Below are 12,235 nucleotides of genomic sequence, written 5' to 3'. Positions count from 1 at the left end.
TGGTCGTTTGCGGGGACGACGGCTTAGCGCACCGCGCGGCACAGGGCCTCTACGCCGTGTGCGGCGAGACCATCACGGTCGTCCTGCCGTCGCAACGAGAGAGCCTCCGGGCACTTCCAGCCATCGATCTCACCTGAACCGGAATCGCGGCGCCGGTCACCTTGAACCCTGGCCCGGTCCGGTCCGGTCCGGTCCGGTTACGTCATTTTCACCATGGGGGTCTTATGTCATTCGATGAGGAATGGGCGGAGCTCAGGTCAGCGGCTGCCCGGAACCAGACTGCGATGCGGCTCAATCACCTGGATCCCGGAGGAGGCGGCGGACCGGGGCCACAGGGGGATCTGGTGGTCGCCCAGAAGGACCTGGCTGCGGTCGGCGACGCGGCGTTCACACTGCGGCAGAGGCTCGGCACCGACGGGGACCACGCCAAGACGAGCACGCACGAGGCGGCAGGCACGCTGAAGAAGGACTTCGCCCTGGGCGCCGCCCTCTCGACGGTCGCGGAGAAGTGGCACGACCAGGTGGGCACCTTGCTGGACGCCTGCGCCCACATCTCCAACCACCTGGACTACACGCAGAAGGCTCATGCCGGCGACGAGTACCGGATCGCGACGCAGTTCAAGTTCGCCCAGCTGGACAAGGGCTTCGAGGAAAGGGCGCAGCACTGATGGATCTGGACGCACTGCGTTTCGCGGACTTCTCGAAGCTGTCCACCGCGGTGGCCGACTGGACGGCCATGGCCACGAAGCTGTGGGAGCTGGAGTCGGATGCCCGAGGCGACCTCGGCGGGAAGGCGGCCAAGGCCGACTGGGCGGGCGTGAACGCGACCGTGACCCGGGAGTTCATCGGCAAGACCGCCAAGGAATTCAGCGACGCCGCCACCGAGGCCACCAGCATCGGAAACATCCTGCGGGACACCCACAGCGAGCTCGTCGACTACAAGAAGCGGCTGAACGAGGCCATCTCACGCGGCCTCGAAAAGAACCTGACCGTGGTGCCGACGGGCGGCGGCTTCACCGTCACGATGAACATCCACCCCGACCGTGCGGCCAAGGGCGCCACTGTGCCCGAGCACACCGAGGCCGACGCCACCGCCCTGCGCGACGAAGTACAGCGGATCCTGGAAGGGGCGACCGAGAGCGATACGACTGCGGCACAGGCTCTGACGATGCTGGTCGGCCAGACCCCGTACGGGTTCTCCGACGCCGCGTACTACGACCGTGACCGCGCCGCGGACGCCATGAAGGACGCCGACCGGATCGCGAAACTCATGGGGACCAAGGGGGACGACATGTCCCCGGAGGAGTTCGACAGACTCAACCGCGATCTCGCCAAGTACAAGGACGATCGCCTCTTCCAGGAGAAGCTCGCCACCACGATCGGCCCGCGCGGCCTTCTCGACTTCTGGGCCGACCTCGCCGACCCCTCCGACGGCGGCACCTTGCAGCGCTCCCGCCACGACCAGCTCGGCGACTTCCAGCGCAACCTCTCCCTCACCCTGGCCGGCGCCACCCAGTCCGACAGCCCGGCCATGCGGAATTGGGAGAACGACATGGTCAAGCTCGGCGAGGAGCGCGTCCAGACCCGCGGCAGCCAGGTCTACGGCTACCAGGTGATGAGCAACCTCATGCGCAGCGGCGACTGGGACAACCGCTTCCTGAACGAATACGGCAACGCCCTCGTCGCCACCGAGAAGAAGATGAAGCTCCCCGCCAACTACTGGAACGGCGGCGTCCCCCCTGTCCCCAAGATGAACTTCATCGGCGAGGACTTCGGCCGCGACCCCCTGACCGGCTTCATGACGGCTCTGGCCGCCAGCCCGAACGCGGCGACGGAGTTCTTCAACACCACCCAGCCCACCGACAACGCCCAGTACGTCCTCGGCGACCGGCAGACCTTCGACGACACGCCCCTCAACACCAAGGACGGCAACGCCGCACGGGAGGCCACGGGCGCCGCCCTGGTCTCTGCAGCCACGGGAGTCGACCCCAACAACATGACAACGCGTCCCGACGACCTCACGCCTGAACACCGCCAGGTTCTGGACCGCTCCCTGAAGTACCTCTCCGAGCGCGGCGACGAGTTCCCCTCCGAGATGCGCGACGACATGGCCAAGGTCCTTTCCGCCCACAGCGATGTCGTACACCACTCGGCCAGCGCCATGTCGGACACGCCGGACGACCCCCGCCAGCTCGACCGCCACCACCTCCTGGAGGTGAGCAAGCAGGTCTCCCGCGACCAGAATTCCTACGGCATGCTCAACGAGGCCATGAACCGAGAAATGATCAAAGACATCCACGCAGAGCACCCGCGTGACCCCAACGAGACGCTGCAAAATGCGGGCCGTACGGTCGGCTTCCTCGAAGAGGCCCGCTACCAGGCCCTCAAGACCGACAAGGATGACCCCACGTGGGAAGCCAAGTGGCGTTACCACGGCTTCGGCGGAGCAGCCAACTTCATCCCCGTGGTCGGCGACATAGCACAACGGGGTGTCGACGCCCTCGCCTACCAGTGGCAGCTCGACGAACAGGCGCGGATCGACGCGGGAGTCCAGGACCAGAACGCGAAGACGTTCACGCACCGGGAGAACCAGCTGAGGGCGCTCTCCGAGGAATGGGCCAAGGCGAACCCCGGGCACTCCTACACTCCGCGCACGCTGGAGCAGGAGATCAACACGTCCGCGGTGACGGGAAACGTCTCGGCCAAGGGTTTGGCAGGCACCCCGTGAGGCGCCTGCGCACGGCCATGATGGCCGCTGCGGGGGCCGCGGCACTGATCGCAGTGACCGGGTGCAGCGAGGGCAGGGAGTACGCGCTGCCAGGCGACATATGCGGCGTGGCCGTCGATTCGGCCCTCATCGCACCGCTGCTTCCGCCTGGCGCCAAGCTGGAGCAGTCGACGTACTCAGCCAGGCCGCACGCTCCGCGGTGCGAACTGACCGTGGACAAGAACACCGTCCTGACTGTGAAAGGCGACGTGACCACGGCGGACGAAGACGTCATGGCTGGCATCGGACAGCGCTTGGCAAGCTCCGGCGATCCCGCACAGATCGACGTGGGCGACGCTGCCCGCGTTGCCGACTCCATGGCCGTCGCGGTCGCACGGTGCACTTACGAGGGCAAACCCAGCCAGTTCGTCGTCGAGATCTACCCGCCCATCAAGGCCTCCGACGTACCCGCACGCCGTGAGGCCCTCACCCGTCTCATGACCGTGTACTTCCCCGCGGCCCAGAAGGCAGTGGGCTGCACGTCCTGACCGGAACGGCCGCTGGGGAATCCGCGCCGCCCCATACCCTTCGACGTAGGACGCAGCCTGTGCATCACGACCACGAACCGGTCTTCAAGCGGAGCAAGTGGGGAACGAACCGCTATTACTACAACCCTCGCAACCCCGTCGGGCTCGCCCTCATCGTCCTCACCGTGCTCGTCGTCGGGACGATGCTGATCCTCATGGCCAACCGGGCCGGACCGTTCGAGCCATCGCCTGCCCCCGCACCGTGGAAGCCCGCGCCGGTCACCACCGGCCCGCCAGGCCACTAAACGGACTGGGGTTGGCCTCGGACCGGAGCCCCGTCAGAATGCCGTAGCCATCACATCAGCGGTGCGTCAGGGTCCGGTGCTCAGGCTCATACCGGCCCTAACGTCATCCCCATGGGACGACGTTTCGCTCAGTCCGAGACCGGCGCGCACGCCGGAGCCTCGGAGCATCCAGGGCCTCTCTCACACGACATCCACTGGGCCGGCGAGAGGCGCTCGGCCATCGGTGTCGCGTCCCTCCTCTGCACAGCCCTGCTCGCCATGGACGCGGGTTTCGGCAAGCTCGACGCGACCCGCGGCGCCCTCTGGACCGGCCTGGCCGCCCTCCTCTTCGTGATCCTGCTGCCGTCCAAAATCTCCGTAGGTCCCGGTCTGCTGAGCGCCCGAGGACTGCTGGTGGAACACACTGTCCGCACCGACTCCCTCGTCTCGGTCAGGTGGTCCGACGGGGTGGCCCAGCGGATGATCCTCCGCGACACGGAGGGAAGCCAGGTCGAGATCGATCCGACCGTCCTGGCCCGCAATCCCGCGATGTGGAACCGCCTCGACACGGACACCCGCACATCGATCCAGCGCGGCACTCTGCTGCGCGGCGAGATCGCCCTGCGCCGGCTGGCATCGCGTATCGACCGCGAGACGGCCCTCACAGTCTTCAAGGTCTCAGGCCTGCAGTGATCAACGGTCGGTGACTTCAGTGCACCCGGGCAGTGGCTGACGCGAGTCACTGATCCTCCGCCGGGGAGGGCGCAGACGGGGTGATCGGCCGCCGGGAGGCCGCCGCCGGAAGCGTGAGCGTCACGGGAAAGCCGGGGCCGACGGCTGCGGTTTCCAGGGTGCCCCCCATGGTCTCCGTGAGGTCACGGCACATCCGCAGTGTCAGACTGTCCGGCGTGCGACTCGGATGTGTGCCGCATTCCGCGCCCTGCACAGCGCCGTTGGTGCCGTCCGTCATATGGATTTCCACCTGACCGGACCGGGTCTTGCCTGTCAGCCGCGCGGGCCGGTCCGGCGGGCTGTGGCGCTGGGCCTCGGCCGCCAAGGCGGTCAGCACGCGCGTGAACACGGCCGCGTCGGCGATCACGTCAGGCAGTAGCTCCGGCAGGCTGCATTGGATCGTATGGCCACCGGGACCCAAGTCGTCCAGAACGGCGGTCAGCAGCTCGTCGAGATCGACCGGTCGCAGATACAGATCCAGCGCCCCGGCGTGCAGGCGGCTCAACTCGTCGAGATCCGAGAGAAGCTGGACCGCACGCCGCACCGACGACCGGGCTATGGCGAGGTTCCGGCTCTCCCTCGTATCCGTGCCGACGCCGACGCCGAGGCCATCCAGCGCTTCGTCGGCTGTGCGCAGTGGGCCGCGCAGATCGCGGCTCGCGGTGAGGAGGAGCGAGGCCCTGGTGTGCTCGGCTGCGGCGCGCAGGCCCGTTTCGGCATCGTGGGCAGCAAGCCGGCCGTGCGAGTAGGCCATGCCCAACTGGGCCGCTCACGCTCCCAGTACGCGCTGGTCGTCGCTGCTCAGCGGGCGCCCTCGGGCAGCCAAGGTGAGGTCGTCGCCGACGGGGCTGTCCACATCCGCGTCGTACGGGCGCTCGGGTGGATCCTCGCCGGTGCTGGCGACGACGTACCAGCGGGGCTCGGCGGCATGCCCCGTATCGCGTTCCAACAGACTCACCGCCTCCAGGCCGAAGTCCTCCCGTACCTGTTCGAGCAAGGTCGGCAGGTCCTGGCCGTGCATCATGGCGGTGGCCAGCCGACTCAGTGCCCGGGCCTCGGAACTCGCGCGGACGGCCTGGTACGTGCTGCGTGCGGCCGCACCCGCGGCCATGCCGACGATGACGGCCGTGACGACGTACACCACCAGCGCTATGACGTCGGCGAGGTGCTGGACGCGCAACGAGTGCATCGGCGGGGTGAAGTAATAGTCGGCGAGCAGTCCCGCGGCAAGAGCGGCCACCAGTGCGGGAACGAGGCCACCGACCAGGGCGACCACGACAACAGCCAGCAGGTAGAGCACCAAGGCAAGGGAGAGATCCACGTGCTCGCCCAGGAGAACCAGGAGGGCGGTCAGGCCCGGGAGCATGATCGCCGCGAGCAGCATCGCCGTCCAGAAGCGCCGTGGGCCGGTGGCGCGGCTCGGGTGCGGCAGTCGCAGGGCGGAAGTCGAGCCGGCGGCGTGCTCATGGGTGATCACGAGTACGTCGATGGGGCCGGATCGCCGGATCGTCCGGTGCCCCACACCGCCGCGGAGGAACGTGGAGAGCCTTCCGCGGCGGCTCGCGCCCAGCACGATCTGCGTGACGTTCTCGGCCTCCGCGAACTGAAGCAGCGCCTCGGGGATGTCGTCGCCGGTGGTCTGGTGGTAGCTGCCGCCCAGTGACTCCACCAGGGCCCGCTGGGCGGCGAGGGTGGCCGGATCGCCGTGGGGGAGGCCATCGCTCGGTACGACGTGCAATGCCAGCAGCTCACTGCCGGGGACTCGGGCGCTGATCCGGGTGCTGCGGCGGATCAGAGTGTCTCCCTCGGGGCCGCCGGTGAGGGCGACCATGATGCGCTCGCGGGTTTCCCAGGGGGTGGTGATGCCGTGTTCCGCGCGGTAGCGCTGCAGTCCTTCCTCGACGCGGTCGGCGAGCCACAGCAGGGCGAGTTCGCGCAGGGCCGTGAGGTTGCCGACGCGGAAGTAGTGGGTGAGGGCGGCCTCGATGCGGTCCGAGGGATAGATCTCGCCGTGCAGCATGCGTCGGCGCAGCAACTCGGGCGGCAGGTCCACCAGTTCGATCTGGTCCGCGCGGCGTGCCACCTCGTCGGGCAGGGTCTCGCGCTGCGGGACACCGGTGATCTGCCGGACCACGTCGCCCAGGGACTCCAGGTGCTGGACGTTGAGTGTGGTGACGACGTCGATCCCCGCGTCCAGGAGTTCCTCGACGTCCTGCCATCGCTTGGCGTGGCGGGAGCCGGGCACATTGGTGTGGGCCAGTTCGTCGACCAGGGCGGCCTGCGGCTGGCGGGCGAGCACCCCGTCCAGGTCCATCTCGGTGAAGCTCGCCTCCCGGTACTTCATGGCGCGCCGGGAAATGATCTCCAGCCCCTCGGCGAGGGCGGCAGTGGGCCGTCGCCCATGCGGCTCGACGAAACCGACGACCACATCAGCACCGGCCGAGGCCAGCCGCTGCCCTTCCTTGAGCATCGCGTACGTCTTTCCCACCCCCGGGGCGGCCCCGAGGTAGATCCGCAATCGCCCACGCGCCATCGACGGGCTCCTGCCCGCTCGTCACACCCCCTCGGCCCCCGCATCCCATGGTGCGCCCAACCGCGCTCCCGCGCTCGCAATCCGCGCGCAGGATCGCCGGTCAGACGCCCCGATACGAGAAACGGCTGCTCTCGGGCGGCATGGCTTCCCCACACACGGTGTCGAGGACGGCGGCGAGGCAGCGAATCGGACCGTCGTCCCCGGGCTCAGCCTCCTTGGCCTGTGCCTCTCGGACGCTGCGCACGCGTGATCAACACCAGGGCGAACAGCAACACCACGGTGCCGGGCATGGTGAACATGGTGCGGTAGGCGGAATCGACCGCCAGGAGACCGATCAGCTGGGTGCCCAGCGCGATCGCGATCAGGAGTTGCGCCCAGCCGAAAAGCCTGACGCGGACGATGTGTCGCCGCTGCCAGGGCAGCAGCCAGCCCCTGCTGAGTGTGGCGATGCCGGAGCCGGCGAGCAGTAGCGCTGTGACAGCGATCAGTGCACCGATGCCGTAACGGATCCCCATGCGGGCGCTCCTTTCAGTGGGTGTGTGCCATGGGTGATTGTTGTGGGCCGTACGAGGGCCCGGCCGACCGGGCCTGCGGATCGTGGTCGATGTTCTGACCCCTTCGGATCAGTCGGCTTCGACACGGGCTTCCACGTCCTCGATGCCGGAAGGACGTCCGGCTCGGACCCAGCGGAGGTAGAAGGCTCCGCCGATGGCGAGGGTGGCGACCAGGGAGAGGACGGGCCAGCCGCGGAGGAGGTTCACCAGGAGGGTGAAGGCCACCGCGACGGCCGCCATGGCATTGAGCCAGGCGAGGGCGGGCTTGCGCTCGGTACGGGCGAAGCGGGTCATGGCCATCAGCCCTACGAGGAAGCTGACGAAGACCGCGACCGCGTAGAAGAGGACGAGTTCCTGCTCCTCCCCTGCCGCGGCCACGATGATCACTGCCGCCGCCGCCAGGTAGACGAGGACGGACCAGTACGGGGTGTGGTGCCGGTTCGTCCGGCCCAGCGCTGACGGCAGGACGCCCGGGTGTTCCGGGGATCCGGCGAGGGCCTTGAGGAGTCCGGGGCCTGCCTGGAAGGAGGAGCTGGCGGCGGCGAGGAGCAGGAGGGAGCTGGTGAGCTGGAAGGCTCCGTAGAGCCAGCCGGATCCGGTGGCGGCGTGGGCGATGTCGGCGATCTGGGTGGAGTCCTTGCCCGGGATGCCGATGTGGAGGCGTACGGCGAGCGCGGTCAGCGCCAGGGTGAGGCCCCCGACGATGATCAGAAGCAGGGCAAGGGTGCCGCGCCCGAAGCGGCGGCGGTGAGTGTCGTCCAGCTGCCCGAGCTGGGCGATGGCCGTGGACGGCGCCTCGATGCCGGTGGCCAAGGCCATTGCAACGGGGAAGGCGAGGACGACCGCGAGGGCGGAGGAGCGCCCGGGTCGGTCGAGGCCGGGGCCTCACCGATCGCGTGCGGCGAGACGAAGCCGCGTACGAGTACGACGACGCAGACGAGTACGAAGAGCACGGTCATGACGGCGAACAGCAGCCGCCCGCCGTGTCCGAACCAGGTCAGCCCGGCGACGACCAGCAGCAGGAGGAGGGCGAGCGGGACACGGAAGGGCGCGGCGGCGGGGAAGAGGGCGATCACGGCGCTGGCGGCGGCCGCGATGGAGATCCCGATGGTCAGGACGAAGTCGACGACGAGCGCGCCGATCGGAACGAACGTCCAGCGCGGCCCGAACGCGCGCCCGGCCGCGGCCGCCGCCCCACCGCCCTTGGGAAAACGGCGCACCAGCTGCCAGTAGTTGGCGGTGACCACCACGACCAGGCCCACCACCAGCGACATCGTCGGCAGCAGAAGGGCCAGATCACCGTGCAGGGCGCGCAGCGCCGCCTCGATGGCGTACGCGACGGAGGAGACTGGATCTGCGATCACGGCGAAGGCGAACGCGAAGAAGAGGACCGAGCGGCGCGGACTGCGGCGGCCGGGCCCGCCTGGCAGGGGCGCAGGCGCAGCGGGCTGCTGTATGGCGGTCATGAGGGATGCCTTTCAGGGCGAGAGCCGGAGCCCACGGAATGGCCCATGGCTCCTGACCGCCGACCAGACTTCCCGGCACACCAGTCGTCAAGACTACGTCAGAAGTCCGTTAACGAAGAGCCGAAATCCGCTGTGTTGACAGGGCACTTGAACGCTGAGCCCGCTGGCCAGCCGCATGGCTGCGTCCAGTCAGCGGCCGGTGACCACGGCTGGTCCGGTCGTCGTCAGGTCGGCGGTGCGGTTCAGGCGTGCGTCGCGGTGAGCTTCGGCTGCCAGGAGTTGAGCAAAGACTTGGGAGGCTGCCCCTTTTCGCCGCCGGGAGTGGTGGTGGCGACATCGTCCCGCGTGGCGCCGGTACACCGCCGGTTCCTGCGTACCCAGGGCGCGTCGCGCCTACCGCTACTTCTCGTTCCTGGCGGTGATCGTGCGGCGGATCCCGTACGCGGCGGCGCCCGCGGCCAGGACCGCCGCGCCGGTGATCACCGATGAGCCCGGCAGGGCGAAGGCCAGGACCAGGCAGCCTGCCAGCCCCACCACGGGAATGATCCGCGCCGGCCGTCCTTCGGCCGCTGTGAGGGTCCAGGCGGAGGCGTTGGCGATCGCGTAGTAGACCAGGACGCCAAAGGAGGAGAAGCCGATCGCCCCGCGTACGTCGGCGGTCGCGGCGAGCACCGCAACGACCGCACCGACGACGAGCTCGGCCCGGTGCGGCACCTGATTGCGGGGGTGGACGGCGGCCAGGGCGTGCGGCAGGTGCCGGTCCCTGGCCATCGCCACACCCCGCGCAGGTACGGGAGTTGGGTGTGCCGGTAGTCCGGGACGACGATCCACTTCGCGCCGCCCTTGTCGCCCTTATCGCGTCGGATCTTCTCCCCCAGGAGGAAGCCCGAGGTGAAGTCCTTGATGTCGATCCTGAACTCGACCTTCTCACCAGAGGGCGTTGCGGGAACCGCTCTGATGTCGTAGCTGTCCAGACCGGGCCAGAGGTCCACCTGGACACCGCGCTCCCGCAATACCTCGAACAGGGCGATCTCCGTGAGACCGGGAACCGTGGTGTACCGCCACGGTCCACGCTTGAGCGCCCAGTGACCGGCGGCCGGGACCGCCACCGGGATCTCCCCACGCACCTCCGGGGCGAGCACCTTCGCCTCCGCCGATAGCCGCGGTACGTCCAGCGTCGGCAGCAGTACCGGGGGCGCACCGACCTCGGGGATGGAGAACATGTAGTGGGCGCCGAGTGTTTCGGCGTGCGCCGGATACAGGCACCGCACCCGGCCCATCCGCTCCCCGGGGCGCCCGTGGACGGTTACCTTCATCGGCCATCGGCAGAACGGACACGCGAACCACCACTGTTCGAACAGGGCCGCGTGATCGATCGGCTCGTAGAACTGGAAGATCCGAGCCGGGAGACCAAGCTCCGTGATCTCCTCTTCCGTCCCCGACGGCACCGTCGACAGGCTCCGCCGGCCGTTCACGTAGTCGCCCTGTCGGCCGGTCTGCCGCAGCACCTCGTTGACGATGACCTGATCCAGCTCCCCGTCCAGCTCCTCGATCGTCGGGGGCGAACCGTCGCGCCGGGTCTTATGCCTGACTGCGTCCAGGACCATCTGCTGCTCGTACGTGATATCGAACAGCTCGTCGGCGGGGTACCCGTCGGGGTCGATCAGATGGACCCCTTCCAGTTCCTCCGGCTCGACACCCGCTGGAAGGAGACCGGCGAGGTCGCCAGTGAGGGAGTCCAAGAAACCGGAGAACGTCAAAGGGTGCGCGGGGCCCCGGGCGGCGAGGATCTCGCCATGGGCATCCATCAGGGTCTGGAGCCGCTTCGTGGGTTCCCCGTCGCCGGCGGTGAAGGCCGGGACAGCACGGGCGGCCGCCTTCATCACCCGCTCCCGGGCCTCCTGGTCAGTCATGTGCCGTGCTGGCATGTCATGAGTCACGGCCGAACCCTAAAGGCCGCCACTGACAATGCCGCCGATCAGGCGGTTTCTTCACCTTCTGGGGTAGTGAACTCCACTTGGGGGTAGAGGCGTTCATACTCTGTGCGGTATGCGCGAATGTGTTCCCATCCCGCCTCGTTGACGAACCACCAGTACTCGCCGACAGGGCCCGTGTCGTCCGCGCCAGCGTAAACAGGGTAGGAAGCGATAAACCCGCGGGCAGCGTGTCCGCCCCGGATCTTCCCGGAGTCCAGGTACATGCGGGCCTTTCCCAACATCCGCTCGGGAAGGCCCTCGTCTCCTTCCTTCGCGAGCATCACCAACTTCTCCCACAGCCATGCCGAAAGCAGGTGCTTCGGGGGGCGCCCCGTGGGGGGAATATCCAGGCCGGCGCGCACGCAGGCTCGGCCAGCACGGGTCACCTTCACCATCACTTGGCGAAGGATTCCCCAGTCGGGGACCGTGACCATCTCCTCCTCCGTCTCGATGAGCCCACGCCGTGTCAAGGCCCGCAGCGTCGACCCTGCGGCGGTGTCGTGCTCACCCTCCGTCCGGAGACGCTCCTGAATCGTGGTGTAGTCGGCCGGGAGATCCCCATGCACCGAGAAGACGAGCCGCCGCCATCGCGCAGCCGGACCAGGGCTCTTACGGTTCGCACTTGCCCTCTCCGCTCGGCGCTCGGCACGCTGATCCTCCTCGAAGATCACCCTCAGGTATGTACGTTGCCGGTCGTTGAGGGCGACCCAGGCTTTCGCGGCCTTCGTCGTTGCAGGGCGGGACACGGGGACTGCGGATCTCGAACTCTTGCCGCTGCCACTGTTGTCGCCGGACTTTTCGGAGCGAGACAGTGTGAGCACCCAGGCATCCATCACCGCTCGCACCGGGACGCCATAAACATGCGCGAGAACGGCCTGTACGCGGTTCCGCGCATCCGGCGAGGCCCAGGAAGCTGGCAGCTCTCCTCTCTCCGCCCTCAAGAGTCTGGGGCGCGAGATGGGAACGGCAACTCGACCTAGAAGGGGTCCACACATGGCGACAACTTCGGCTGCGGTCAACCCTGCGCTCATGCGGAGATCTGCCAGGAGGAAGGAGTCCGGATCGGTCTGCATGAGGTAGGACGGTTCGCACTCCAGAACCCTTGCTAGCTGCATCAATCGGTTCGGGGAGGGAGCACTCTTGCCAGTCTCATAACTCGTGATGCGGAAGACATCGGCACCGATCAAGACACCCAGATCCGTCTGGGACAACCCCTTCGCCTTCCGCGCCCTACGCAGCCTGTCGGGCCAGATCGGAACCCGGTTCCTGGTCATGCGCTAACTCTAGACACCTTGCTGTCACGTGACACGCACTGGTGATGGAGCCTGTGCGTCAGCAACACCTCCATGCGCGTCGAACTCGTCGGGCTTGCTGTGGCATGACTCCGCTCTCAGAAGCAGTTGTCCTACCGATCAGTTCGCTTGGCGATCGAACGAGGGTTCCCGCCCGGGTGGTC

General features: G+C 68.1%; 12 protein-coding genes and 2 pseudogenes. 6 read left to right on the top strand and 8 right to left on the bottom strand.

Going from position 1 to position 12,235, the window contains the following annotated elements:
- Positions 1-344 precede the first annotated feature (344 nt).
- The 5 genes from ACFY04_RS33270 (at position 345) to ACFY04_RS33250 (ending at position 4,211) form a co-directional block, all read left to right on the top strand.
- Positions 345-668 carry a hypothetical protein gene (locus tag ACFY04_RS33270; protein ID WP_326586606.1) on the top strand — a complete coding sequence of 108 codons (324 nt, stop codon included), beginning with the start codon at positions 345-347 and terminating at the stop codon, positions 666-668.
- Entirely contained in the window at positions 668-2,728 is a 2,061-nt protein-coding gene (locus ACFY04_RS33265; RefSeq protein WP_266448522.1) for a hypothetical protein, read from the top strand. Before ACFY04_RS33270 ends, ACFY04_RS33265 begins: the two co-directional genes overlap by 1 nt.
- A 17-nt stretch (positions 2,729-2,745) precedes the next feature.
- On the top strand, positions 2,746-3,255 hold the full coding sequence (locus tag ACFY04_RS33260; protein ID WP_389122593.1) for a hypothetical protein: 510 nt from the start codon (positions 2,746-2,748) through the stop codon (positions 3,253-3,255).
- A gap of 59 nt (positions 3,256-3,314) precedes the next feature.
- Positions 3,315-3,539 (top strand): hypothetical protein, encoded by a 225-nt coding sequence (locus tag ACFY04_RS33255; RefSeq protein WP_326594038.1) that lies wholly within the window; start codon positions 3,315-3,317, stop codon positions 3,537-3,539.
- 111 nt (positions 3,540-3,650) lie between these two features.
- Positions 3,651-4,211, top strand: a complete 561-nt coding sequence (locus ACFY04_RS33250) for a hypothetical protein (RefSeq protein ID WP_389122591.1) — start codon at positions 3,651-3,653, stop codon at positions 4,209-4,211.
- A gap of 46 nt (positions 4,212-4,257) precedes the next feature.
- Here the strand turns inward: ACFY04_RS33250 and ACFY04_RS33245 are convergent, their stop codons facing one another.
- From ACFY04_RS33245 to ACFY04_RS33215, 7 genes and pseudogenes are all read right to left on the bottom strand, one after another.
- Entirely contained in the window at positions 4,258-5,004 is a 747-nt protein-coding gene (locus ACFY04_RS33245; RefSeq protein ID WP_389122589.1) for a sensor histidine kinase, read from the bottom strand.
- Between the two features lie 15 nt (positions 5,005-5,019).
- The gene (locus ACFY04_RS33240) at positions 5,020-6,783 is read right to left on the bottom strand and encodes a DUF4118 domain-containing protein (protein WP_389122588.1); all 1,764 of its coding nucleotides are present in this window, start codon (positions 6,781-6,783) and stop codon (positions 5,020-5,022) included.
- A gap of 206 nt (positions 6,784-6,989) precedes the next feature.
- Entirely contained in the window at positions 6,990-7,298 is a 309-nt protein-coding gene (locus tag ACFY04_RS33235) for a hypothetical protein (RefSeq protein WP_389122587.1), read from the bottom strand.
- Between the two features lie 108 nt (positions 7,299-7,406).
- Positions 7,407-8,150 (bottom strand): hypothetical protein, encoded by a 744-nt coding sequence (locus ACFY04_RS33230; protein WP_389122585.1) that lies wholly within the window; start codon positions 8,148-8,150, stop codon positions 7,407-7,409.
- Positions 8,045-8,803, bottom strand: coding sequence for an amino acid permease (locus ACFY04_RS33225; protein ID WP_389122584.1), 759 nt, complete (start codon positions 8,801-8,803; stop codon positions 8,045-8,047). The genes ACFY04_RS33230 and ACFY04_RS33225 overlap by 106 nt, the downstream gene beginning before the upstream one ends.
- 399 nt (positions 8,804-9,202) lie before the next feature.
- Positions 9,203-9,580 (bottom strand): annotated as a pseudogene (locus tag ACFY04_RS33220) (amino acid permease); the annotation flags it as partial.
- Between the two features lie 56 nt (positions 9,581-9,636).
- Positions 9,637-10,026, bottom strand: a pseudogene (locus ACFY04_RS33215) (hypothetical protein); the annotation flags it as partial.
- A 144-nt stretch (positions 10,027-10,170) separates the two neighbouring features.
- Here ACFY04_RS33215 and ACFY04_RS33210 point away from each other — a divergent pair.
- Positions 10,171-10,830 (top strand): hypothetical protein, encoded by a 660-nt coding sequence (locus tag ACFY04_RS33210; RefSeq protein ID WP_389122759.1) that lies wholly within the window; start codon positions 10,171-10,173, stop codon positions 10,828-10,830.
- On the opposite strand, the gene ACFY04_RS33205 is transcribed toward ACFY04_RS33210, so the two are convergent.
- Positions 10,782-12,053, bottom strand: coding sequence for a helix-turn-helix domain-containing protein (locus ACFY04_RS33205; RefSeq protein WP_389122582.1), 1,272 nt, complete (start codon positions 12,051-12,053; stop codon positions 10,782-10,784). The two genes, ACFY04_RS33210 and ACFY04_RS33205, sit on opposite strands and share 49 nt — an antisense overlap.
- Positions 12,054-12,235: the final 182 nt, after the last annotated feature.

Source organism: Streptomyces sp. NPDC001549 (genome assembly GCF_042894025.1).
GTDB lineage: Bacteria > Actinomycetota > Actinomycetes > Streptomycetales > Streptomycetaceae > Streptomyces > Streptomyces kutzneri.
This window is presented reverse-complemented; position numbering and strand designations above follow the sequence as displayed.

Excerpts from the sequence above, each read along its gene's own strand:
- ACFY04_RS33235 (WP_389122587.1), bottom strand. The coding sequence starts at position 7,298 with ATGGGGATCCGTTACGGCATCGGTGCACTGATCGCTGTCACAGCGCTA.
- ACFY04_RS33205 (WP_389122582.1), bottom strand. The coding sequence starts at position 12,053 with ATGACCAGGAACCGGGTTCCGATCTGGCCCGACAGGCTGCGTAGGGCG.
- ACFY04_RS33265 (WP_266448522.1), top strand. The coding sequence starts at position 668 with ATGGATCTGGACGCACTGCGTTTCGCGGACTTCTCGAAGCTGTCCACC.
- ACFY04_RS33245 (WP_389122589.1), bottom strand. The coding sequence starts at position 5,004 with ATGGCCTACTCGCACGGCCGGCTTGCTGCCCACGATGCCGAAACGGGC.
- ACFY04_RS33240 (WP_389122588.1), bottom strand. The coding sequence starts at position 6,783 with ATGGCGCGTGGGCGATTGCGGATCTACCTCGGGGCCGCCCCGGGGGTG.
- ACFY04_RS33225 (WP_389122584.1), bottom strand. The coding sequence starts at position 8,803 with ATGACCGCCATACAGCAGCCCGCTGCGCCTGCGCCCCTGCCAGGCGGG.
- ACFY04_RS33260 (WP_389122593.1), top strand. The coding sequence starts at position 2,746 with ATGATGGCCGCTGCGGGGGCCGCGGCACTGATCGCAGTGACCGGGTGC.
- ACFY04_RS33250 (WP_389122591.1), top strand. The coding sequence starts at position 3,651 with ATGGGACGACGTTTCGCTCAGTCCGAGACCGGCGCGCACGCCGGAGCC.